This is a genomic window from Mesorhizobium sp. B2-9-1, from assembly GCF_006439455.1.
In the GTDB taxonomy this organism is placed as follows: Bacteria; Pseudomonadota; Alphaproteobacteria; order Rhizobiales; family Rhizobiaceae; genus Mesorhizobium.
The window spans coordinates 1-23,005 of sequence record NZ_VFTP01000014.1; the positions used below are offsets into that span (position 1 = coordinate 1).

Consider the following 23,005-nt stretch of genomic DNA (forward strand, 5'->3'; position numbering starts at 1 on the left):
TGCCTGCAACCACCGAGGAATCGACACCACCCGACATCGCGACGACGACGCGGGTTTCTTCGGGGCGGCGAGGGAGATCGAGGCTGTTCATGATGCTTTCACTGTGCGGCGCTCAATGCCAATGGCCGGAATATAGGTCAAGCGCCACGCATGCGCCAGCTTGCGGCCAAGACGAGTTCACCGGCAAAATCAAGGCCCGGAGGCCGGTGTTTCAATTTCTAAACGAAATCCTAACCGGGCGTTCACGATCCTTACTTAGTCATTAGGGTTCGCTTAGGCAATTTTTAAAGCTGTGACGGTACTGTGGCGGGGATTGGGTCTTTGAGTTTTTAGTAGAGAGTACGATGACCGATCTGGTTAGACCTAGAGTCAAGTATGTTATTGGGCCCGACGGCAGCCCTCTTACGATCGCCGATCTGCCGCCGACAAACACGCGGCGCTGGGTTATCCGGCGCAAGGCGGAAGTGGTCGCCGCTGTGCGCGGCGGCCTGCTCAGCCTTGAGGAAGCCTGCCAGCGCTACAAGCTCACCACCGAAGAATTTCTCTCCTGGCAGGCATCGATCGACGAATACGGCCTTGCCGGGCTGCGCACCACGCGAATCCAGCAATACCGGCATTAAGCTGCCGGCCGAAAACGAGCAAGGGCGCGGGACTCCGCGCCCTTCGCTTTTGAAGCGGCCTTCCATTCAAACAGTCAGCACGACCTTTCCGATGGGTCGGGTCGCAAGGAAGGCATGGGCGGCCGCCGCCTGGTCGAGCGGGAAAGCTTTGGCCACATGCGGCATCAGCTTTTTGGCATCGACCAGCCTGGCGAGTTCGGCAAGGCCCTCGCGATCTGGCACTACAGACATGCGTTCAATGCGGATGTTCCGCTCCTTGGCCTTCGCCCTGGTGGAGTCGTGAACGTCGAGCAGCGACACCAGAACGCCGCCGTCACGCAGCACTTCCAGCGACTTATCTGCGTGGTCGCCGCCGATCGGGTCCAGCACGAGATCGACATTGCCGACCTTCCCCGTGAAATCGTCCCTGGTGTAGTCGATCACCTCGTCGGCGCCGATCGAGCGGACATAGTCGGTTTTGTCCAGACTGGCGGTCGATGCCACCCAGGCGCCGCGCGCCTTAGCGATCTGCACCGCCAGATGGCCGACGCCGCCGGCGCCGGCGTGAACCAGCACGCGTTGTGCTGCCTGCAGGCCACCATGGCGGACGAGGCCTTGCCAGGCCGTCAGCCCGGCCAGCGGCAATGCAGCCGCATGGGCATGGTCGATGGCGGCAGGTTTCGCGACGATCTCGTCCACCGGCGCCGCGGCGAGCTCGGCATAGGCGCCGGCCTGTTTGGGGAAGCGCGGCATGCCGAACACCTCGTCGCCGAGTTTAAAGGCGGTCACGCCGTCTCCGAGCGCCGCGACGGTCCCGGAAATGTCCCAGCCAAGGATGAAAGGCGGTTCGCCCAGCAGCGGATAGAACCCGCCGCGCACGGCGCCGTCGACCGGGTTGAGGCCCGCCGCCTTGACGCGGACGAGCACTTCACCGGGCCCGGGCTCGGGGTCGGGCTGCTCGGCCACGAAAAGGACCTCGGGTCCGCCGACGGAAGTCTGGATAACGGCACGCATGAACGCCTCCTGTTCGAGTGGATGTGCCCGCTATCATTTGGATAGTAATATTCAATTGTCGAGTATGTACCTTTTGTATATATAGGCACCTTATGGATAGCGAAGACAGATCCCCATGCGGCTACGACGCGTTCCGGCGCACCTGTCCGTCGCATGCGGTGCTCGAGATGCTAGCCAGCAAATGGGTCTATCTCACCGTCTGCGCGCTGCGGCGCGGCCGGCTGCGCAATGGCGAGCTGGCGCGCAAGCTGGAGGGCATCACGCCCAAAATGCTGGCTCAGACGCTGCGCGTGCTGGAGCGCGACGGTCTCGTGCGGCGCGAGGTGTTCGCGGTAATCCCGCCGCGCGTGGAGTACGAACTGACGGAGCTTGGGCGGAATCTTGCGGGATTGCTCAGCCAGATCCGCTCCTGGGCGGAAGAGCATGCATCCGAAATCAAGGATGCCCGAACCAGGGCGTCGGCCGATCGCGGCGAGAAGGCCGCTATGCCGTGAAGACAGCGAGGCCGATTTCTGCCGATTGCCGGTTCTGAAGATGCCGGCAGGTCTCCGGCATGACTGCGACTATGCCCGGCGATCAGCCGATCATGGCGCTGCGGCCGCCCGTTTCGGCCTCGCGGATCTTGGTGTCGCGCGATTCCAGCATCTCCGCCTTGGACAGCTCCGCTTCAGCTTCGCCGAGTAATGATTCGGCAGTGCTTCGCTGCTGGGCGAGGTCGCTTTGTGAATTCCTGAGGTTGTCGCGGCGCAAGCGAGCCGCCTTGGCGAAGGTCGGATAGGCGAAATGGTTGATGTCGGTGATGCCGGCTTTTTTCTCTTCGGCGATGATCTGCGCTTCCAGCTCGACGGCCATGCGCTCGAACTCGGCGATCATCATGTCCAGCTGCAAGAGCTGCCGCCGCTTCTCATTCACCTGAAACTGCTTCAGTCGAACGAGGTTTTCACGTGACTTCATGACTCGATACTCCGCAAACGCACACCTGCAATACCGTCCAGTCCGCCCGGAAAGACCTAAGCGCCGCCCGTTTCCCCCGGCTTTCCCTGGGCTATGGGAAACAAAGCCCTAAAGATTTTCGCCGGCGGTAACCATTCGTTTACGGGCATTGTTAATCATACGGGCGAGGACTTAAGGCCGGGTAAAAATTCTGGCTGCGGCGGGAAGCCCGGGCCAGCGAGTCCCTGGAGTCACTTAGGCTGACTTTTTAATGTGGTGCATTAGCGGTTTTAGTCTGTGATTCATTATTAGATTCAAGTGGGTGTAGAAAGGGGTTAAAAAATCTGGTATCGTGGATGGCACGAAATTAGGATTTGTTAACCAGTCGGTGGCACCTTCTGTTCAGGCAATCACTGCTCCGGGTCCCGGACGGGTCGTGACACGGTCCGGCAGCAGAAAAGGGGAATGAAATGCGTGTTCTGCTGATTGAAGATGACAGTGCAACCGCACAGAGCATCGAACTGATGCTGAAATCGGAGAGCTTCAACGTCTATACGACCGATCTCGGCGAAGAAGGTGTCGATCTCGGCAAGCTCTACGACTACGACATCATCCTTCTGGACCTCAATCTCCCCGATATGTCGGGCTATGAAGTCCTGCGCACGCTGCGCCTTTCCAAGGTCAAGACGCCGATCCTGATCCTCTCCGGCATGGCCGGCATCGAGGACAAGGTGCGCGGCCTGGGCTTCGGCGCCGACGACTATATGACCAAGCCCTTTCATAAGGACGAGCTGGTGGCGCGCATCCACGCGATCGTGCGCCGCTCGAAGGGCCATGCCCAGTCGGTCATCACCACCGGCGACCTTGTGGTCAATCTCGACGCCAAGACGGTCGAGGTCGGCGGTCAGCGCGTGCACCTGACCGGCAAGGAATATCAGATGCTGGAGCTGCTCTCGCTGCGCAAGGGCACGACGCTCACCAAGGAAATGTTCCTCAATCATCTCTATGGCGGCATGGACGAGCCGGAGCTGAAGATCATCGACGTCTTCATCTGCAAGCTGCGTAAGAAACTAGACGCGGCGTCCGGCGGTCAGAACTACATCGAAACGGTGTGGGGCCGCGGCTATGTGCTGCGCGAGCCGGAAGATATTCGCGTCAGCGCATAAGCGATCCCAGCGATTCGAACGAAAAACCCGGCTCAGGCCGGGTTTTTGCTTGAGCGCATAAGCGATCCAGGTGATTCGAACGAAAAAAACCCGGCTCAGGCCGGGTTTTTGCTTGAAAACGGTTCCGGCGAATCAGGCGGCTATCTTCAGGACGCGAAAGCTTTCGAGCAGTTGCGCGCGGTTGAAGGGCTTCAGCAGATAGCCTTGGGCGCCGGCGCGCTTGGCGCGCATGATCGCCGCGACGTCGACCTCGACCAGCGAGACCAGGATCTGCGGCTTGATGAGCGCTTCGATAGCACGGATGCGGCGAATAAGGTCCACGGCCGGGACGTCGGCAAGACCACCGTCGATGACGATGACATCGGGCATGTCGCCGGCGCAAATGTCGGTAGCCTCGATTCCGGTCGAGGCCTCGACGACAATCATGTCCGAGCCGCCAAGAATGCGTTTTGCGACCTTCCTGATGACGCTCGAATCATCGACGAACAGGCAGCGCTTCATGTCCGGGTCCTCTTTACCATCTGCCGAACCGCAATCTCGGGGTGACCGCAAAGCACCATAGGCCAATCTGGTAAAGAAGCCGAAAAGCCGTTAGGTAAAGTTTTTCCAAACACGGTATCGCGCGGCCTTGGCCCCGCAGCGCGATTACATGGATCGCGGCTGGCATTGCTCAATCTGCGCCGCCAGCAAAAATATTAGCAATAAAGATACTTCAGTTTTTCTTAGGCAGCCGTCAGCACGATCTCCTCGGCGGTCGCGTGGATCGAGATCGTCATATTGGCCTCGCGCGCCAGAAGCAGCGTATAATAGGGCTGGACCGAATGGGCGTCGATCGGCTCCTCCGGCTTGTGGCCGGAATGCAGTTCGAGGAATTTCGGCGGCACGCGCAGCATCGGGCCACTGGCCGACAGCGAAAAACGGGGCTCGGTTTCGAGACTTTCCAGCGTGACCACCAGCTTGCCGCCGCGCGGTATGGCCGCGTTGGCGACGAGAATGAGGTTGAGCAGCAGCTTGACCTTGTTCTTAGGAAGCAGCGCACGGGGGCCGTTCCACAGCAGTTCCGGCTTTTCGTTCTTCAAGAAGGCGATGGCCACGGCCTCGGCATCGCCCGTGTCGATCATCATGCCGGCGGAACCCGCGGCGCCGAAGGCGATGCGGGCAAACTGCAATCGCGCCGAGGCGTTCTTGGCGCTCTGGCGAATGAGCTTCATGGCGTCTTCGTCGGCGCCGCCTTCGTCGAGCAGCTCGAGGCCGTTGTTGATTGCGCCGACCGGCGAAATGATGTCGTGGCAGACACGGCTGCAAAGCAGCGCCGCGAGATCTGGCGCGGAAAGGGTGAAAAGCTCGGCCATCGGCGAAATCCCTGCTTAAGTCATTTGTTCATGGCCGAGCGACCGTCTTCGCGCCTGCCCCCACGAATCACGCTCTTTTCCAAGGCTTTCTGAATACACAGGGCCCGAGCGCGCATCAACAAATCCAAAATCATCGACGGCGAAAATGGTGTGTTCGCGGGAGGAAACCCGCCGCAGCGGCAAAAGCCCAGCCTTCGAACCGCCATCTTCGTGTGGGAGCTTAATGGTTGAAAAAGGATTACGGCATAATTTGCCAGTGATAGCCACCCCGAACGGCCGGCAAGAGCCGCAGGGGTGCGAGGCGTCGGCGAAAGTGCTCCCTGACGGAGATTGGAAGCATGTTTTCCCGATACTACGACCGGACGTTCGTCCGCGTCCTCACCATGACCATCACACTCCTGGCAGCTTTGGTCCTTTCGACCTCGGCATCGCGGGCTCAGCAGTACACCGCTCAGGAAATCGTCGACTCCGGTCATAAATTCTTCGGCGAGACATCCGGCGGCCTGGCCACCGTCGTCGAGAAGATCTTCGCCTCCTACGGCCTGCCCAATGGCTACCTGCTCGGCGAGGAAGGATCCGGCGCCCTGATCGGCGGCCTGACCTATGGCGAAGGGACGCTCTACACCAAGAACGCCGGCGACCATAAGGTGTTCTGGCAAGGCCCTTCGCTCGGCTGGGATTTCGGCGGCGAGGGGTCCCGGGTGATGATGCTGGTCTATAACCTCGACGACATCAGCAGCCTTTATAACCGCTTCGGCGGCGTTGCCGGCTCAGCCTATGTCATCGCCGGCGTTGGCTTCAACGTGCTGCAGAGCAACCGGGTGCTGCTCGTGCCGATCCGCACCGGCGTCGGCGCTCGTCTGGGAGTCAATCTCGGCTATCTGAAGCTCACCGAAAGGCCGACCTGGAACCCGTTCTGATCGGATTGCGCTCGCTACGATCGCTCGGACAGTGCTAATCGCGCCGCGGCAAGCTCTTGCCGCGGCGTTGAATTTCCGCCATGCCAAGCTGGCACAATCCAGCGATTGCCGCGCCGTAAAGTGGATAGCACGCCTTGGTCCAGTCGGTTCTGTTCTTCGTACTCGGTTTCCTTTGCGCCGTTTTTCTGGCGTCGCTGGTCGCGCCGGCGGTCTGGCGGCGAGCCGTTGTCCTGACGCGCAGGCGCCTCGAGGCTTCGCTGCCGCTGACGCCGGCCGAAATCCAGGCAGACAAGGACCGGGTGCGGGCGGAATATGCCATGACGACGCGCCGGCTGGAGATAACCGTCAAGAACCTTCAGGAAAAGGTCGCTGAGCAGCTGGTGGAGATCGGCCGCGCGAACGAGGCTTTGAAGGAGCTCGCGGTCGAGAAAAAGGACAAGAACCAGGCGCTTTCCGATCTGCAGGCCAAGACTGCGGAGCTCAGGCAGCGCGAGGAGGAGTTGCACCGCCTGGCGGAGAAGCACGCGCAGACGGAGCGGGCGTTGGGGAAGCGCGCGCTGGAGTTGCAGAAGCTCGAGCAGATGTATGACGACGCCAGCTTCTCGTCCTCGAACCGGCAGATCGAGCTGGTTGCCCGCGAATCGGAGCTGGAAAAGCTGGCCAGTGACATCGCGTTGCTCAAAGGCCAGCGCAGGGAGGCGGACCGACGCAATCAGGAGGTCGCGTCGGAAAGCAAGGCCGCACGCGAAGCGCTGAAGGCGGAGAAGAAGAAAACGGCCGAGCTGGACAAGAAGGTCGAGCGGCTGCTCGCGACGCTTGCCGACCGCGAGGAAAAGCTCGACCGCCGCGAGAAGGATCTCGCCCGAATGCGCGAACGTTCGAAGGAGAGCGCTGCAACCGGCGTTGCGCGGCCGGCTGCCGGAACGGATGCGAAAGGCGACGATGTCGACAAGGCAATCGCCAGGCTCGATGGCGATCGGGAACGGCTGGAGGCGAGGCTGACGGCGCTGGCGCGCGAGAACAAGCGGCTGAAGGCCGATCTTGCCGCCGCGTCGGGCGCGGCAATGCCCGAATCGGCGGGCGACGCACGCTCCGGCGCCGGTCTCCGCCAACAAATGAACGAACTGGCAGCCGAGGTGGTCAATCTGACGATGAAGCTCGACGGGCCGGACTCGCCTATCGCGAAGGCCTTGGCGGGCGAGGGGCAGCAAAATGGGCGCGGCGTCAGCCTTGCCGATCGTGTCAGGGCTTTGCAGAAGGCCGGTTCGTCCAACTGAACAAGAGGTGTTCCCGCTATCCGGCCGGCGGATCAGCGGCCCTTGAAAAGTGATGCAGCGCGATGGCCGACGCGGCGGCGACGTTCAGGCTGTCGAAATCTTCCGCCATGCCGATCCGCACCGTGTGCAACCGGGCAAGCAGGTCTTGCGGCAGGCCTTCGCCTTCGGTGCCGAGATAGAGCGCCAGCCTGGCCGAATGTGGCGCGGCCCGGATGTCGGTGGTGCCGCTCGGCGATAGTGCGAACTGGGCGAAGCCAAGCCGATCGAGTGTCGCGGTGAACGTTCCGGTGTCGCCGAAGGACGCGAAGGGAACCTTCAGCGCCGCACCGACCGAAACACGGATTGCCTTGCGGTAGAGCGGATCGCAGCACGTCTGGTCGAGCAGCACCGCGTCGGCGCCGAAGGCCGCCGCATTGCGGAAGATCGCGCCCATATTATCGTGATTGGATATGCCGACCAGGACGACGGCCAAGGCACGCCGGGGCAAGGTTTCCATCAGAATCTCGGCGGGTGCCGGATCGCCACGCAAGCCGATCGCCAGGATGCCGCGGTGCATGTGGAAGCCGGCGATCTGGTCCATGACCTCGCCGGCGGCGACATGGACCGGAAAACCCGGGGGCGCCTTGCGCAAGATGTCCTGCACGCCAGCCAGCCTGTTTTCGAGGATGAGGGCAGACTCGGCGGCGAAGCGTCCGCTCGACAGAAGAAGGTCCAGCACGACCTTGCCTTCGGCGACGAAGCGACCATGCCGGCCGACGAGGTCGCGCTCGCGGATGTCGAGATAGGCGGCGACGCGCGGGTCCCGAGGATCGTCGATGGGGATGAGGTTCATCCAAATCTCGCCGGCAAAAATTGCCAGCGAGATAAGGGGCTTTGGATGGCGCGGGTCAAGCCCCGGCGCGGCGCAACCGATAAGCCATCTGTGAAAGGTCGCCGTCGCCGAAAATGCCTTCCAGCATGCGCAGCAATTCCCGCACCGCCTCGGATTTGCAGGAATAGTAAATCATCTGGCGGTCGCGCCGGGTCTCGACGAGATCGAGCGCCCTCAGCTTGGCGAGATGCTGCGACAGCGCGGACTGGCTGAGTTGCACCTTCTCGGCGATGGCGCCGACCGACATTTCATCGTCGATCAGGTGAGCCATGATCAACAAGCGCTTTTCGTTGCCCATGAGCGTGAGAAAGGCGGCCGCCGATTCCGCATTGGCGATTAGCTTATTTGAGATCATAGATCCCCCAAGGGTCCTGGCTCATCCAGACGCCAGGGGGCAATGGCGCCTGATTCCACGATGTTCAGATGTCGATAGGCGCTGCTGAATCAGCGCCACTACAAAGGTAGATCATTTCATCTAAATCTCAAGCGTTGCTTTTGCCGGCGCGCGATCAACTATCGCTCTTGCTCGGCCGCACGTCCCGTTTTGGCCATCTCGACAAGCACCGAACGCAATTCGCGCGCGCTTTGCAAAGGCCGGGGAAAGAAAATCCTGCAGGTCGCATCGGGGACGGCGAGATCCATGCCATCGGGGTCGAAACCGGTGACGATCCAGCCGTCGCCTTCGGCGCGGCCGAAATGACGGGCGTAAAGAGCAAGCGCGTCGCGATGGTCGGTATTCATGTGATCGAGTGCGGCCTGCTCGCTGCCGGCGAACTCGTCGATAGCGGCGGGATCGGTGATGAAATCATCACGGTCGAGAAGAAAGGCCTTGCCGAAGCCGCCATTCAGGCTGGCGCGCTCGGGCTCGAGCCGGAAGAACGAGAAGTCGCCGAGCCCGGCATAGAGCTTCGCCTTCGGATTGCGGTTGAGATAGCGACGTTCAGCTCGGATCTGATCGGCCGATCCCCGCTCCAGCCGCAAGGCCCGGCATGCCAGGCTGATGCGCGGATGCGCCAGCGGATCGCCCTTGCCGGGTTCGCCAAGCAGCAGCGAACAGCGCGGATCGGCGAGCAACGCCCCGGTGTGGGCGGACAGCATCGAGATCAGGATCAACGGCGCGCCGTCGATGTCGGTGGCGACGCCAACCCTGCTTGCCAGCGGCGCGCCGGTGCCAGGCTCGATCGCCGCGAGCGCGCCGAACCGCGCCGAGCGGATCAGGGTTTTCGCCAGCCTGATCGCCTCGGCGTCGGTCTCGCGGATGACATCCTTCTTCGGTTCGGTCACAGGTTCACCCGAGATAAGTTGATTTTGGTTCTCCGGTTATCGGCCGAGTACACCTGCCTTTGCAAGGGCTGCGATTTCGTCTTCGCTCACGCCGAAACGGGTCAATATGTCCGCAGGCTCGCGATCTGCGACGTCCGGCGCCGCGGAAAGCGTCTGCGGGTTTTGCGAGAAACGCGGCGCCGGCGCCGGGCGGTCGAGCTCGCCGGACCTCACAAAGCTTCTCCTGGCGCGGTTGTGCGGATGGTTCCTGGCTTCGACCAGGGACAGCACGGGCGCCACGCAAGCGTCGGTCACGGTGAAAAGCGTGGCCCATTCGTCGCGCGTCTTCTCCTTGATCCGGCCGGCGATGGCGGCGCGCATCGCGGGCCACGATGACTTTTCATACTGGCTGCGGACAAAATGCTCGTCGAGCGGCAGCAGCCTGGCGAACTCGGCGAAGAAGCGCGGTTCGAGGCAGCCGACGGCAATGTGCCTTGCGTCCGCCGTCTCATATGTATCGTAGAACGGCGCACCGGAGTCGAGCAGGTTCTCGCCGCGCCTGTCGCTCCAGAGACCCGCCGCCATATAGGCGTGGATGGGTGCGGCGAGCATCGAGGCTCCCTCGATCATCGAGGCATCGACCACCTGGCCCTTTCCGCTGCGCGAACGCTGGAAAAGAGCGGCGAGCACGCCGGCAATCAGCATCATGGCGCCGCCGCCTTGATCCGCGACGAGGTTGAGCGGTGGCACCGGCGGCGCGTCCTGTCTGCCGATCGCATGCAAAAGGCCCGCATAAGCGAGATAGGTGATGTCGTGCCCGGCACGCCCGGACAGCGGCCCGTCCTGTCCGAATCCGGTCAAGCGGCCATAGATCAGCGCCGGATTGCGCTGCAGAACGGCATCCGGCCCGAGGCCGCGCCGCTCCATCACGCCGGGGCGGAAGCCTTCGACAAGCACGTCGGCCCCTGCCGCGAGGCGCAGCAGCAGTTCCGCGCCCGCCTGGTTCTTCAGGTCGAGCTTCAGGATGGAACGGCCGTGGCGGTCGAGATCGTATTGTTCGGGCAGGCTCAGAAGCGGCTGACCGGCATCGGCGCGTTCGATGCGCAGCACCTTGGCACCCATTTCGGACAGCATCAGGGCGGCAAGCGGCACCGGGCCAAGCCCGGCCATCTCGATCACTTTCAGGCCGGCGAGCGGCCCGGTCTTTCCGGTGGAAGCCCCGGCGCCTGTCGGCGAGCCAGACATCCCGCTATTTCGGCGCCATGCGGATAGCGCCGTCGAGGCGGATGGTCTCGCCGTTCAACATCTGGTTCTCGACGATGTGGAGGGCGAGCGACGCATATTCGGACGGCTCGCCGAGCCGCGGCGGGAAGGGCACGGAAGCGCCGAGCGAATCCTGCACCTCCTGCGGCATGCCGGCCATCATCGGCGTCTTGAAGATGCCGGGCGCGATGGTGCAGACGCGAATGCCGGATCGCGCCAGATCGCGAGCCACAGGCAGCGTCATGCCGACGACGCCGCCCTTGGAAGCCGCATAGGCGGCCTGCCCGATCTGGCCGTCATAGGCGGCAACGGAGGCGGTGTTGACAATGACGCCGCGCTCGCCGCCGGCGAGCGGATCGAGTTTTGCCGTCCGGTCGGCGACGAGGCGGATCATGTTGAAGGTGCCGACCAGGTTGATCTCGATCACCTTGCGATACTGGTCGAGCGGATGCGGTCCGTCCTTGCCGATCGTCTTCATGCCGATGGCGATGCCGGCGCAATTGACCAGGATGCGCGGCGGCCCGACCTTTTCAGCCACTTCGGCGATCGCGGCGGTGGCGCTGTCGCCGCTGCCGACATCGCATCGGACGGCAATGCCGCCGATGTCGGCCGCGACTTTCGCCGCGCGCTCGATGTCCAGGTCGAGGATGGCGACACGGGCGCCCTTGGCCGCCAACGCTCGCGCCGTCGCCTCGCCAAGGCCCGACCCGCCGCCGGTGACGATCGCGATCTGGCCGTTCGGGTTCATGCAAGCCTCCCAGGAACCGGGTTATGCTACGAAGCGCGCAAAGGAGGCGCAACAGCTACAGGCGGGTCGACAGATGCCTGCCCGGTAGCGGCCGACCGCGCCGGGGCCGGGACAAGTTCCGCAACCCTCGTCATGTTGGCGTGGCAGACATCGCCGGCAAAGCGAGCGACGGCGCCGGGCTTGATTTCGTGATGCAGCAACCGGTCGAGATCGACCGGGCGCGGCATGGTGATCTGCCCGCGCGGAAAGCGCTTGAAGCCAAGCGGTCCGTAGTATGGCTCATCGCCAACCAGGATAACGGCGGGCGCGCCGGCCGTCCTGGCCGCCTCCAGCGCGATCACGACCAGCTTGCGGCCGATACCGAGATTCTTGTAGGCGGGGCGCACCGCAAGCGGGCCGAGCATCATGGCTCGTCCGGCGCCCGCTGCCACGCGCGTCATGCGCACCGAAGCGATGACCGTACCGTCCTTGACGGCGACGAAGGACATCGAGCGGTCATGTCCTCCCGACTCGCGGATCTTGTAGGCGGCAAGCACGAAACGACCCGGACCGAAGGCCTCGTCGTTGATGGCTTCGATTTCAGGGTCATGCGCCGGAGTCTCCGGCAGGTATTTCACGTCGGCAAGGCTCATGGTCTTTGCGTTCCGGTATCGAGGAAGGTTTGCTGCAAAGCGGCAGCGTTCGCCAGTCAACGCTTCTTAAGCGCGGGCGCCCTTTCGTCGTCGGTCGATCCGGATCGAGGCAAAGTCGAACATGGGCGCCTCCGCTAGCATCAATTTTGGGCCGCTGCAATCGGTGCTTTCAGGCTTTCTTTGCGTCCATGACGAACTTATCCGTCTCCGGAGCGGTTGGTCATTTGACGAACTGGTTCGTCGTTTGACGAACTGTTCATCCGCTGAGGGCTTCGCCAGCCCGGTCATCAACCTAGATAGTATCGAACCACAGGGAGATTTTCCGCATGGGATTGCTGGTTGAAGGCAGATGGCAGAATCGCGCGCCCAACACCGACAGCGGCGGCCGGTTCGTGCGAACGGAGTCGCAATGGCGCGATGGGATCACGCGCGACGGCGCGCCGGTGCAAGGCCGCATGCGCGGCTTCAAGGCGGAACCCGGCCGCTATCACCTCTACGTGTCGCTCGCCTGCCCATGGGCGCATCGCACACTGATCTTTCGCGTCCTGAAGAAGCTGGAGGGCATCATCTCCGTCTCCGTGGTGCACCATTTCATGGGGGAGAACGGCTGGACCTTCAAAGCCGAGGACGGCGCTACGGGCGACACACTCTACGGCCTCGATTTCCTTCACCAGGTCTATGCCAAGGCTGATCCGGCATATTCAGGCCGCGTGACGGTGCCGGTGCTGTGGGACAAAGGGCAAGAGACCATCGTCAACAATGAGTCATCCGAGATCATCCGCATGCTCAATTCCGCCTTCGACGAATGGGGCGACGCCGGTCTCGACTTCTATCCAGCGGTGCTACGCGTGGAAATCGACAGGATCAATGCGCTGGTTTATCCGGCGATCAACAACGGCGTCTATCGCGCCGGCTTCGCCACCACGCAGAAAGCCTATGAGGAAGCGTTCGGCGAATTGTTCACGGCGCTTGATACGATCGAAGAGCGGCTTTCGCAGCAGCGCTATCTGACCGGCGAACGCATCACCGAGGCCGACTGGCGGCTGTTCACGACGCTGGTTCGTTTCGATCCGGTCTATGTCGGCCACTTCAAATGCAACCTGCGCCGCATCGCCGACTATCCGAACCTGTCGAACTATCTGCGCGATCTCTATCAGGTGCCCGGCGTCGCGCGCACGGTCAGCCTGCATCACATCAAGGCGCATTATTACGGCAGCCACAGATCGATCAACCCGACGGGAATCGTCCCGGCAGGGCCGGAGCTTGATTATGCCGCGCCGCATGACCGCAACAGGTTCAGGAAGGCGGCGTGATTACCAGTAAGCCGAGTTACGCTCGCCGCCAAAAATCTCCGCTATCCGCTGCAGCGTTGCCGGCGTCGTGCCCTCCGGCAGGCGGTCGATCGGGAAGAAACCCGCTTCGGCGATCTCGTGGTCCGGCAGTTTCGGCGCCGTCTGGCTGAAGGATTCGATCAGATAAAGGCCGACATGGTCGCGCTTGCTGGGGCGGCGGTTGAAGTGCATCGATCTCAGCACCGGCGGAGCGGTCAGAGCGATGTTGCCTTCCTCGGCCAGCTCGCGCGCCAGCGCTTCCTCAAGGGTCTCGCCGACCTCGACGCCGCCGCCCGGCAATTGCCAACCGGGAACATAGGTGTGGCGGATCAGGAAGACTGAGTTGGAGGCACGGTCATAGACCAGGCCGCGCACGCCAAGCGTCATCGGGCGGCGCAGCAGGAAGTAAAAATGGAACAGCCTTGCCCGCAACCCCGGCCAGCCGGTCTGGCGGAATGCCGCGTCAGGATCGGCCGGGCGATTCATTCAACGATCCCCAAGCAGATGTTCGTGGGTTGCCCCACGAACGTCTGCTTGGCTTTCCCTGTTCTTCGCAGGCGCTGGCCGCAAAACCGTGGGACATTTTTGCAGAACCTGCTTGGGCGAACAGCAAACGGTGAGTGGAAAGCCTCGTCGGCGTCGCTTAAGAAGGGGCCATGTTCAGGCTCGCGCATATTTCCGATGCTCATTTGGGACCGCTGCCCGATGTAACCTATCGCGACCTCGCCTCCAAGCGCGTGCTGGGCTACGTCAACTGGCAGCGCAATCGCCGCCGCCATATGCACGACGCGGTGATCGACACCATCGTCGCCGACATCAAGGCCGGCGCACCCGACCACCTCGCCGTCACCGGCGATCTCGTCAACCTGGCGCTCGACGGCGAGATCGAGATGGCCAAGCACTGGCTGGAGACGCTTGGATCGCCGCATGACGTTTCCGTGGTCCCCGGCAATCATGACGCCTATGTGCCGGGCGCCTTCGACAAGGTCTGCCGGTCGTGGGCTCCCTGGATGACGGGCGACGGCGTCAACAGTCCGGTCGACCGCAATTCGTTTCCGTATCTGCGTGTGCGCGGCAATGTCGCGCTGATCGGCGTCACCACGGCGCGCGCCACCGCGCCCTTCATGGCCAACGGCTTCTTCATGGAAGGGCAGGCCGAGCGGCTCGCCAAGATTCTCGATGATGCCGCGGAGCAAGGGCTGTTCCGCGCCATCATGATCCACCACCCTCCGGTGCGCGGCGCCGTCCCGCAGCATAAGCGGCTGTTCGGCATCACGCGCTTTCACAAGGTCATTCGCCGGCATGGCGCGGAACTCGTCCTGCACGGGCATTCGCATCTGCCGTCACTGTTCACCATCGGCGCACGGGGCGCCAAGGTGCCCGTGGTCGGGGTTGCCGCCGCGGGCCAAGCGCCCGGCGGCAAACACCCGCCGGCGCAATACAACATCTTCGAGATCGACGGTGAAAAGGGCGACTGGCGTCTTCGGTTGATCCGGCGCGGGCTGACGGGGCCAGCCCTGCCGCCTGCCGACCTGCAGGCCATGGACCTCGATGTGCCTGCCGGCACGGCGCGCCAGCTCGTCAGAAGCTGATCTTCATCTGCATGATGCGGTCCCAAAACAACGCCAGCGAAACCGCCAGGCCGACAAGGGCGCCTGCGGCGATCAGGCCGAGGCCGGCGAAGAAGGTCGTCCAGCCATTGCGGCCGCTTTCGGATCGGATGGGCGGCTCCGCTTCCTGGACCATGGGGCGATGCAAGCCGCGAACGGCGCTCTCCACGCTCCCTTCCATCATGCGCTGCCGCTCGACGACACGCTCGGCCACGTAGCGCGTCACTGCATCGGCAACGGCTTTCATCTCGGTCGATTCGGCCAGCACCACGCGGCCGACGCGCGTATCCCTAAGGAAACGATAAGTGCGGCGGTCGCGTCCCATGGCGACGTGGCTCACCGCATCGATCCATAGCCGCGGCTGCAGGCCGGACGAGACGGCGAAGTCGAAGCTGTCCATATCGGCCGGGACATCGGCAAAGACCGGGGCAAGCTCGCTCGCCAGCAGATCGAGCCGCATGCGGTGCGCCTCGCGCATGTCGACGACCACGTCATCGCGGTCGGCAAAGGCGTTCTTGACGTCGCGTACGGCATCGGCGAGCTTTCGCGACGGTTCGATCGGGGTGATTTTGTCGCCTGCATCCTTCATGGCGGCTGCCTCACTGTTGGTTAACAGCGAGTTACCACAGTCGCCGGCAAAATGCACTGCCGACGACGACCCGCGCGACTGTCGCGGTCCGACGGAAGCGGTTACGGTATTTCGAGATCGGTCCGGGAGAGATCAACCCGCCGAAGCGTCCAGCGGTGGACGCAACCGTCTGCCGCGCCGCCGCACGTTGCGACGCACGATTTCGGCGATCAGGTCAGGAGCTTCCTCGACCAGCATGTGACCTGCGTCAAGGACATGATGCAGATGGAAATGCGACGGCAGCGCCTCGGCCTGCTCGACCGGCAGCAGCGGATCCTCCGCTCCCCAAACGACCATGACCGGCATGTCAAGCGTATCCAACTGCGCGCGGGGGATGATCCCTTGCCGGTCATCTCTCGTCATCGCGGCCGCCATATCGATCAGGGTCTGCAACTGGCCCGGTCGGGTGCGCATCCGGCAGAGTGCATCCACCACGTGATCAGGCGGCACGCTTCGCGGACCCGACATGGCGGCAAGGCTGGCGCGGACCTGTTTCCTCCCGGCAGCGGCGGCGTAGCGGCGCAGCAAGTCTGCGTTGATTTCCGGGCCAAAACCGCCGGGCGCCAACAGCGTAAGCGAGGCCACCCTGTCGGGGTCGGCAAGCGCCATCGATGTGGCGATCGCGCCGCCCATGGAGTGACCGACGAGATGGACCTTGCCCAACCGGCGAGCGGCCAGATCGGCGAGGATGGCTCGCGCGGCCGGCTTGGCGCCGCCCAGGCCTTCGCTTTCCAGGGACTGTCCATGGCCCGGCAGATCGTAGGCCAACACTCTCGCCTCCGCCGCCAGCGAGGCCGCGACGTCACGCCAGATATCACCACTGGCTCCGAACCCGTGCAGAAGGACGATTGTCCTCGGACCGGCGCCGCTTTCGACGGCATAAGGGAATGGACGCATGAAAAAATGGGGCGGTGAACAAGGCAGGGGCTTCAAATTGTGGCTGAATTGCTCCCGAACCGGATTGATGGCCAGTAAAATTTTCGCGACCGAGCGCCCCGTCAGGCGCTCGATACGCAAGAATGTCCTAATATATGGCGGATCACAGCGTCATACTTTGGTGCTCCGGCATTCGTGTGGCCCAAATGAGTGTGGAGAGTTGGATTAGCTCGGGTTGCCGATCCCGGCGGCCCGCAAGGATTGAACCAGCCGATCGGTGAGATCCGCTGGGTATTTGCGATCGACGAATGTCGCGCGCGGGTCGGCGGCGAACTTCGGGAATTGTGCGGTGAGCTCGTTGGCAAGCTCGCCCGCCAGCTTGTCGCGTCCCGAAATCCTGGCGCCGATCAGGCGCGCGGCCAGGTAATGCGACTTTGATGCCGTCGTGCGCAGCGATTCGCTGGCGATGGCCGCCCTTTTCATATCGCCCTGCATGAAGGCTCCGACGAAAAGGCCATAATCCCACCAGGTCGGATGGCCGCTGAAGGCTTCGACCGCGTGGCGCAGGATCGGCGTTCCCTCATCATATTTGCCGGCGAAGATCAGCCCGTAGCCATAGGCGGCGGCCATGCCGAGGTCGTACGGGTTGAGCTCGTAGGCCTTTCGCATCAATCGGGTCGCTTCGTCCGTGTTGCCGAGACGCGAGTTGAGGTAGCCAAAGGCGCGATGCGCGTGCGGGCTCATCGGTCCCATCTGGACGGCGCGGTGGGCAAGCGACATGGCCTTTTCGAGCGTCGCTTCCGGTGGATAGGCATAGTGCGCGGTGACGGCTTCCACATGAAGCGCGGCCAGCTCCGCGTAGACAAGCGACGATTTGGTGCCTTCGCCGACCAGCTTCTCCAGGCAGCGATACGCAATTTCGTGCGTCTGGGCGCTCATGTCGAGATAATAGCGGTCGTCGAGCACCAGGCACCCGATCTGGCTGGTCCGGATGTCGCTCTGGTCGATGTAGCTGTAGATCGCGCCCGAAGCGGGAACGGTCGAGGTGAGAAGGCTGGCGACGTTGCCTTCCACCGCGCCAGGGGCGCTCTCGGCTGATGTAAGGTTGCGCGACAGGAGCACCCGCCCGGTCCCGACGCTCTGCAACTCCACCGTGACGTCGCCGGCAGCGGGCCCGGGAACAATTTCGAAAACGAAACTGATCGGATCGGCGGACCGATCACGCGTCGAATCCGCATCGCGCCCGATGAAATCGATGGTGTCGAAACCCGCAAGCCCGGCGCGCAGCGACGACGCGACGCGAGCCGCCTCCGCTCCGTCGGCTTTAACTGCGATGTAGATCAGCGGCAGGGAGTCGAATCCGGACTGGGCGGTGCCGGCCAGGCGCGCCGTCTCGACTGTCGCTGCAGTGTCGCCGCCGTTGAGGAAGGCATTGCCTTGACGCACGATGAGCACGCCGAGCATGACAATGACCAGAGCCATGGCAGCCCAGAAGAACCGCAATTGCCGCGTGAGCGACTGGGCGGGTGCTGCCGGTGCCATCAACGCTACAGGTTCGCCCGGGGCAGAGGTGTCGAGATGTTCGGTTGCGGCCGGAGTGGCTGCGGCCGAAGCGTCGGGCCGCTGCGCGATGGTCTTGGAGGCGGACCTGGCGTCGCCAGGCAGGCGGATCGCGTTCGGCTCGTAGGACGGGACATAACCGCCGCGCGGGATCGCGATGCGCACCGGCTCGGCGACACCTTCATTGGCGAAATACTGCTCCAGGAGCTCGCGCAGACGACCGGCCTGAACCCTGACCACGGCATCGGTGGAGGCGTCGAAATCGCCGTCCTTGCCGAAGACGTCCATGGCGATGGAAACGCCTTTCAGCCTGTCCGCCTCGCCGGCCTGCTCGCGTTCAACCAGATAGCGTAATAGCCTGCGGGCACGCTCGGATCGTCCGAACGTTTCGCTGGCAAGCAGTCGCTCCAATGTCTCGCGCACTGCGGGGGCGGCAGGCGGGGCATGCTCCAAGTGTCGATCCTTTCGAAGTCGGCACAGGTTAGGGAGCGATAATATAGTGCTCGCGCCGGCGCACAAGGATGCTTCTATTATGTGATCGCGTAAGCCACCGGAAATTCCTCAGGCGGTTAACGAATGGCATGTTCGCATCCGCTTCTGAAGCGTGGCGCAAGGTGGAATGCGCCAGCTCCATCGCTGAATCAGATCATCCGGCTAGAGCGGTTCACCGTTTCGCGGATCGGTGAACCGCTCAATTTTTTGTTTTTGACCGCAATTCCGGACGGAAGGCTACGGCGAAACCGCCGAGCCTAACCGCTTCACACTTTTCCCGGAATTTGCTCTAGCCGCCGATGATCCGGTTGGCGGCCGAAACGACGGCCTCCAGCGAGGCGGCGACGATGTTGGTGTTGATACCGGCGCCGAACAGTTTGCCGCCCGGATACTCCATCTCGACATAGGAGATCGCCGAGGCGTTGGAGCCGCGCTGCAATGAATGCTCGGAATAGTCGAGCACCGACATGTCGACGCCGACATGGCGCGAGAGCGCATCGACAAAGCCGTCGATCGGGCCGGTGCCCGAGCCGGTGATGGTCACTTCCTTGCCGTTGTCGAGAATATCCGCTTCGACCATGCGCCGGCCCTTCACCGCAGTGTCGGGATAGGTGCGATGGTCGAGGAACTTCAGCCGCGCGCCGGGCTGGTCGACATAGGTTTCGAGGAAGCGTTCATGGATGCGCCTGGCCGGCACTTCCTTGCCTTCCGCATCGGTGATCGCCTGGATCGCCTGGCTGAATTCAATCTGCAGATTGCGCGGCAAGTTGAGGCCGTAATCTGCCTGCAGCACGTAGGCGATGCCGCCTTTGCCGGACTGCGAGTTGATGCGGATGATCGCCTCGTAGGTGCGGCCGACATCGGCCGGATCGATCGGCAGATAGGGCACTTCCCAGATTGGGGTGTTGGCCTTCTTCAGAGCTTTCATGCCCTTGTTGATGGCGTCCTGGTGCGAGCCGGAGAAAGCCGTGTAGACGAGCTCGCCGACATAAGGGTGACGTTCCGGGATCTTCAGTTGGTTCGAATATTCGTAGACGTCCTTCATCCGGTTGATGTCGGAGCAGTCGAGCTCCGGATCGACGCCCTGGGTGAACATGTTGAGCGCCAGCGTGACGATATCGACATTGCCGGTGCGTTCGCCATTGCCGAACAGCGTGCCTTCGACGCGGTCGGCGCCAGCCATCAGGCCGAGCTCGGTGGTGGCGATGCCGGTGCCGCGGTCGTTGTGGGGATGCAGCGAGACGATCAGGTTCTCTCTGGCGTCGAGGTTGCGGCACATCCATTCGATGCGATCTGCATAGACGTTGGGCGTCGACATCTCGACCGTCGATGGCAGGTTGATGATCAGCTTGTTGTCAGCCGTCGGCTTCACGATCTCGGTGACGGCGTTGCAGATCTCCAGCGCGACTTCGAGCTCGGTGCCGGTGAAGCTCTCCGGTGAATACTCGAAGCGGTAGCCGCCGCCGGCCTTGGCGGCCATGTCGGTGATCATCTTGGCGGCGTCGGTGGCGATGCGCTTGATGCCGGCGACATCCTTCTCGAACACGACCCGGCGCTGCAGCTCGCTGGTCGAATTGTAGAAATGCACGATCGGGCGGTGCGCGCCCTTCAGCGCCTCGAACGTCCGCGTGATCAGCTCGGGCCGGCACTGCACCAGCACCTGGAGCGATACATCCTGCGGCACGCCGCCTTCATCGATGCACCAGCGGGCAAAGTCGAAATCGGTCTGCGAGGCCGAGGGGAAGCCGATCTCGATTTCCTTGAAGCCCATATCGAGCAGCATGGCGAACATGCGCGCCTTGCGCTCATGACCCATCGGGTCGATCAGCGCCTGGTTGCCGTCGCGCAGGTCGACCGAGCACCAGATCGGCGCCTTGTCGATAGTCTTATTCGGCCAGGTGCGGTCGGTCAGGCCGACCGTCGAGTAGGATTGGTATTTACGTGCTGCATCCGGCATGTGGCCGGCCGCGCGCTTCCGGTTTTCAGCCTCGCCGGCGCGGATTTCTTCTCGTGCGTTCATCGTCGTTTCTCCCGGCGGCCCGCATGCCCGCTTCAGGCGGATGGGTGGCGAGCGTCGCCTCTACCAAAAATTCGTTCGCTTGATGTGACTTTGCCAAAGTCTGGCCAAGGAGCATGCGCCTTGAGCGGCGGTTTCGACCGCCGGGCGCTCCTTCAGCGAACCCGGCGATCGCCGATAAGGCCGAGAAGAAGCAGGGTCGAGGCGAGCGCGCGCGCGGTCTCGCCGGCAAAGCCGGTGCGAGAGGAGGCGACGGAGCGAACGCGCGTGATCATGTCGGCTCTCTTACAGGAGCGGCCCGGCAGAGGCAAGCGGGACGCATGGATGAATGGCCTTGCCTAATATCGCCGCCGGCGCGGACAGCCTTCCCCGCGCCTCGCAAATGCGCCAGACTTGGTTTCGAAGACTTGGTTTCGAAGGCTTGGCTACCGAGCGAAGCTCCGGGGAGGGGTTCGTCCATGAATTTCGTGTTCTTCTCGCCGCATTTCCCGGCCAACGGCACCGATTTTTGCGACCGGCTTAAAAAGGCCGGCGCCACTGTGCTCGGCATCGGCGATGCGCCTTACGAGACTTTGAACGCGAAGCTGAAGGCGGCGCTTTCGGAATATTACCGCATCGCCGACATGGAAGATTACGACGTCGTCTTCCGGGCGATGGGGCACTTCATCCACAAATGGGGCCGCATCGATCGCTTCGAGTCGCTCAACGAGCATTGGCTCGAACTTGAAGCCAATATCCGCACTGATTTCAACATCTTCGGCACCAAGCTCGACTTCGTGAAGAATTTGAAGCGGAAAAGCCGTATGCGCGCTTTCTTCCGCAAGAGCGGCGTGGAGACCATCCCGCAGCGCAAATGCTCCGACCGCGCCGGCGCCATGACCTTCATCCGCCGCGTTGGCTTTCCGGTGGTGGTCAAGCCGGATTCCGGCTCCGGCGCCTCGAACACCTTCAAGATCTCCAACGCCAAGGAGCTCGACCAGTTCTTCAAGGACAAGCCGGAGGGTGTGACCTTCGTCATGGAGCAGTTCATAGAAGGGCTGGTGGTGACCTTCGACGGCCTGGTCAACCGCGACGGCGAAGTGGTGCTGACGGCGAGCCACCGTTACGATCAGAGCATCATGGAGGCGGTCAACCGCGACCACCATATGAGCTACACCTGCTTTCCCGAGATCAGCCCGGAAGTCGAGGAGGCGGGCCGCAAGATCCTCAAGGCGTTCGACGTGCGCGAGCGCTTCTTCCATATCGAGCTGTTCGAAACCAGCGACAAACGCGTCATCGCGCTCGAGGTCAATATGCGCCCTCCCGGCGCCTGGATGACCGACGCCATCAACTACACCTTCGATATCGACGTCTATGCCGCCTGGGCCGACATGGTGGTCAAGAATGCCGCCGGGGGCCCTTACAAGGGCAAGTATTTCACCGCCTATGCCAGCCGCAAACGCCACATCGACTATTTGCACAGCCATGCGGACGTGCTAGCCGCCCACGGCGACAAGATCGTCCACCATCAGGCTATCGAAGAGGTCTTCAGCCGCGCCATGGGCAATTACGCCTACCAGATGCGTTCGAAGGATCCGAAGGCGCTGCGCCAGGCGGTCGACTACATCCACGCGGAAAAGGCCTGAGCCGATGGACGTCTCCTATCACAAGGACCATGTCCGCAATCTCGGCCGAGACATGGAATACAAGCGCTATGGCCATGCCGGGCGTCCGGTGGTGGTGTTCCCGACCTCGCAAGGGCGGTTCTATCAGTTCGAGGATTCGGGAGGCGTCGCGGCGCTTGCCGACTTCATCGACACCGGCCGCATCCAGCTCTTCACGCTCGACGGCATCGACTCGGAATCCTTCTTCGACAAGCATGCCGACCCGGCGCAGCGCATCGCCCGCCACGAAGCCTATTTCCGCTATGTGCGCGAAGAAGCGCTGCCGGAATTGCAGGCGGTTGCCGGCAAGTCCAACGGCGGCCGCGTTTTGAAGCCGCTGTTTTGCGGCTGCTCGATGGGCGGCTACCACTCATCCAATTTCGTGTTCCGCTTCCCGGAGCTGGCGAGCGGGGTGATCTCGCTGTCCGGCGTCTATTCGGCGCGCGACTTTTTCGGCCGCGCGCTGGAAGGCAATATCTATTTCAACTCGCCGCTCGATTATCTGCCCGGCATCGTCGACCAGAAGCTGCTCGGGCGGCTCAGGGCGCTCAGGCTGATCTTCTGCTGCGGCCAGGGCGCCTGGGAAGAGCGCATGCTGGTCGAGACGCGCGAGCTGGAACAGGTGCTGCGCGACAAATCGATCCCGGCCTGGGTCGATTATTGGGGCGGCGACGTCAGCCATGACTGGCCGTGGTGGCACAAGCAGCTCGTCTATTTCTTCGGCCGCTGGCTGGATGACGATCTGATGCACAGATTGGACTGAGGTGCGTTGATATTCAGGTGAGCCAGGCCGGCAAATGGGTTTCCTGA

Annotated in this window: 24 protein-coding genes; 9 read left to right on the forward strand and 15 right to left on the reverse strand. The window is 62.8% G+C overall.

The genetic code is table 11. From position 1 onward, the window contains the following. Positions 1–344 precede the first annotated feature (344 nt). Positions 345–620 carry a DUF1153 domain-containing protein gene (locus FJW05_RS20815; RefSeq protein WP_006203587.1) on the forward strand — a complete coding sequence of 92 codons (276 nt, stop codon included), beginning with the start codon at positions 345–347 and terminating at the stop codon, positions 618–620. Positions 621–686: 66 nt separating this feature from the next. Here FJW05_RS20815 and FJW05_RS20820 read toward each other — a convergent pair whose 3' ends face one another. Beyond that, positions 687–1,613 (reverse strand): NADP-dependent oxidoreductase, encoded by a 927-nt coding sequence (locus tag FJW05_RS20820; protein WP_140635319.1) that lies wholly within the window; start codon positions 1,611–1,613, stop codon positions 687–689. Positions 1,614–1,705: 92 nt separating this feature from the next. Here FJW05_RS20820 and FJW05_RS20825 point away from each other — a divergent pair, with 92 nt between their 5' ends. Beyond that, positions 1,706–2,107 carry a helix-turn-helix domain-containing protein gene (locus FJW05_RS20825; RefSeq protein ID WP_140635321.1) on the forward strand — a complete coding sequence of 134 codons (402 nt, stop codon included), beginning with the start codon at positions 1,706–1,708 and terminating at the stop codon, positions 2,105–2,107. Positions 2,108–2,189: 82 nt separating this feature from the next. Here the strand turns inward: FJW05_RS20825 and FJW05_RS20830 are convergent, their stop codons facing one another. Next, positions 2,190–2,567, reverse strand: coding sequence for a flagellar export protein FliJ (locus FJW05_RS20830; protein WP_040989842.1), 378 nt, complete (start codon positions 2,565–2,567; stop codon positions 2,190–2,192). A gap of 449 nt (positions 2,568–3,016) precedes the next feature. Here FJW05_RS20830 and ctrA point away from each other — a divergent pair, with 449 nt between their 5' ends. After that, on the forward strand, positions 3,017–3,712 hold the full coding sequence (gene ctrA / locus FJW05_RS20835; RefSeq protein ID WP_006203583.1) for a cell cycle two-component system response regulator CtrA: 696 nt from the start codon (positions 3,017–3,019) through the stop codon (positions 3,710–3,712). A gap of 132 nt (positions 3,713–3,844) precedes the next feature. On the opposite strand, the gene FJW05_RS20840 is transcribed toward ctrA, so the two are convergent. Together FJW05_RS20840 and FJW05_RS20845 are read right to left on the reverse strand one after the other, a co-directional pair. Beyond that, on the reverse strand, positions 3,845–4,213 hold the full coding sequence (locus tag FJW05_RS20840) for a response regulator (protein ID WP_140635323.1): 369 nt from the start codon (positions 4,211–4,213) through the stop codon (positions 3,845–3,847). Positions 4,214–4,434: 221 nt separating this feature from the next. Next, entirely contained in the window at positions 4,435–5,064 is a 630-nt protein-coding gene (locus FJW05_RS20845; RefSeq protein ID WP_095766435.1) for a histidine phosphotransferase family protein, read from the reverse strand. Between the two features lie 383 nt (positions 5,065–5,447). On the opposite strand from FJW05_RS20845, the gene FJW05_RS20850 reads away from it, so the two are divergent. Continuing rightward, positions 5,448–5,984, forward strand: a complete 537-nt coding sequence (locus FJW05_RS20850) for an EipA family protein (RefSeq protein WP_224514585.1) — start codon at positions 5,448–5,450, stop codon at positions 5,982–5,984. 134 nt (positions 5,985–6,118) lie between these two features. Then, complete coding sequence (locus FJW05_RS20855) at positions 6,119–7,261, forward strand: hypothetical protein (protein WP_140543494.1); 1,143 nt, start codon at positions 6,119–6,121, stop codon at positions 7,259–7,261. Between the two features lie 16 nt (positions 7,262–7,277). On the opposite strand, the gene FJW05_RS20860 is transcribed toward FJW05_RS20855, so the two are convergent. The 6 genes from FJW05_RS20860 to FJW05_RS20885 all read right to left on the reverse strand — a co-directional run bounded on the left by FJW05_RS20860 (position 7,278) and on the right by FJW05_RS20885 (position 12,038). Beyond that, positions 7,278–8,093: an RNA methyltransferase gene (locus tag FJW05_RS20860; protein WP_140543496.1), complete on the reverse strand. Its 816-nt coding sequence runs from the start codon at positions 8,091–8,093 to the stop codon at positions 7,278–7,280. Between the two features lie 55 nt (positions 8,094–8,148). Next, the gene (locus tag FJW05_RS20865) at positions 8,149–8,487 is read right to left on the reverse strand and encodes a metalloregulator ArsR/SmtB family transcription factor (protein WP_095766438.1); all 339 of its coding nucleotides are present in this window, start codon (positions 8,485–8,487) and stop codon (positions 8,149–8,151) included. A gap of 158 nt (positions 8,488–8,645) precedes the next feature. After that, the gene (locus FJW05_RS20870) at positions 8,646–9,416 is read right to left on the reverse strand and encodes a HugZ family protein (protein ID WP_140635325.1); all 771 of its coding nucleotides are present in this window, start codon (positions 9,414–9,416) and stop codon (positions 8,646–8,648) included. A 36-nt stretch (positions 9,417–9,452) separates the two neighbouring features. Beyond that, complete coding sequence (locus tag FJW05_RS20875) at positions 9,453–10,640, reverse strand: CaiB/BaiF CoA-transferase family protein (RefSeq protein ID WP_140635327.1); 1,188 nt, start codon at positions 10,638–10,640, stop codon at positions 9,453–9,455. A 4-nt stretch (positions 10,641–10,644) separates the two neighbouring features. After that, a complete protein-coding gene (locus FJW05_RS20880) occupies positions 10,645–11,406 on the reverse strand; it encodes a 3-hydroxyacyl-CoA dehydrogenase (protein ID WP_140635329.1) in 762 nt (253 codons plus the stop codon). A gap of 26 nt (positions 11,407–11,432) precedes the next feature. Beyond that, positions 11,433–12,038: an N-acetyltransferase gene (locus FJW05_RS20885; protein WP_140635331.1), complete on the reverse strand. Its 606-nt coding sequence runs from the start codon at positions 12,036–12,038 to the stop codon at positions 11,433–11,435. Positions 12,039–12,364: 326 nt separating this feature from the next. On the opposite strand from FJW05_RS20885, the gene FJW05_RS20890 reads away from it, so the two are divergent. Further along, positions 12,365–13,351 (forward strand): glutathione S-transferase family protein, encoded by a 987-nt coding sequence (locus FJW05_RS20890; protein WP_140635333.1) that lies wholly within the window; start codon positions 12,365–12,367, stop codon positions 13,349–13,351. Here FJW05_RS20890 and FJW05_RS20895 read toward each other — a convergent pair whose 3' ends face one another. Then, positions 13,352–13,855 (reverse strand): NUDIX domain-containing protein, encoded by a 504-nt coding sequence (locus tag FJW05_RS20895; protein WP_140635335.1) that lies wholly within the window; start codon positions 13,853–13,855, stop codon positions 13,352–13,354. Between the two features lie 170 nt (positions 13,856–14,025). On the opposite strand from FJW05_RS20895, the gene FJW05_RS20900 reads away from it, so the two are divergent. Continuing rightward, positions 14,026–14,961 carry a metallophosphoesterase gene (locus tag FJW05_RS20900; RefSeq protein WP_140635337.1) on the forward strand — a complete coding sequence of 312 codons (936 nt, stop codon included), beginning with the start codon at positions 14,026–14,028 and terminating at the stop codon, positions 14,959–14,961. On the opposite strand, the gene FJW05_RS20905 is transcribed toward FJW05_RS20900, so the two are convergent. The 4 genes from FJW05_RS20905 to leuA all read right to left on the reverse strand — a co-directional run bounded on the left by FJW05_RS20905 (position 14,951) and on the right by leuA (position 20,555). Further along, entirely contained in the window at positions 14,951–15,568 is a 618-nt protein-coding gene (locus FJW05_RS20905; RefSeq protein ID WP_140635339.1) for a hypothetical protein, read from the reverse strand. The two genes, FJW05_RS20900 and FJW05_RS20905, sit on opposite strands and share 11 nt — an antisense overlap. Before the next feature lie 132 nt (positions 15,569–15,700). Then, complete coding sequence (locus FJW05_RS20910; RefSeq protein ID WP_140635481.1) at positions 15,701–16,504, reverse strand: alpha/beta fold hydrolase; 804 nt, start codon at positions 16,502–16,504, stop codon at positions 15,701–15,703. 204 nt (positions 16,505–16,708) lie between these two features. Then, positions 16,709–18,496, reverse strand: coding sequence for a hypothetical protein (locus FJW05_RS20915; protein ID WP_140635341.1), 1,788 nt, complete (start codon positions 18,494–18,496; stop codon positions 16,709–16,711). Positions 18,497–18,824: 328 nt separating this feature from the next. Continuing rightward, on the reverse strand, positions 18,825–20,555 hold the full coding sequence (leuA, locus tag FJW05_RS20920; RefSeq protein WP_140635343.1) for a 2-isopropylmalate synthase: 1,731 nt from the start codon (positions 20,553–20,555) through the stop codon (positions 18,825–18,827). Between the two features lie 455 nt (positions 20,556–21,010). Here leuA and FJW05_RS20930 point away from each other — a divergent pair, with 455 nt between their 5' ends. Both FJW05_RS20930 and FJW05_RS20935 read left to right on the forward strand, forming a co-directional pair. Continuing rightward, complete coding sequence (locus FJW05_RS20930) at positions 21,011–22,177, forward strand: ATP-grasp domain-containing protein (RefSeq protein WP_140635347.1); 1,167 nt, start codon at positions 21,011–21,013, stop codon at positions 22,175–22,177. 4 nt (positions 22,178–22,181) lie between these two features. Then, positions 22,182–22,958: an alpha/beta hydrolase-fold protein gene (locus FJW05_RS20935; RefSeq protein WP_140543518.1), complete on the forward strand. Its 777-nt coding sequence runs from the start codon at positions 22,182–22,184 to the stop codon at positions 22,956–22,958. Positions 22,959–23,005: the final 47 nt, after the last annotated feature.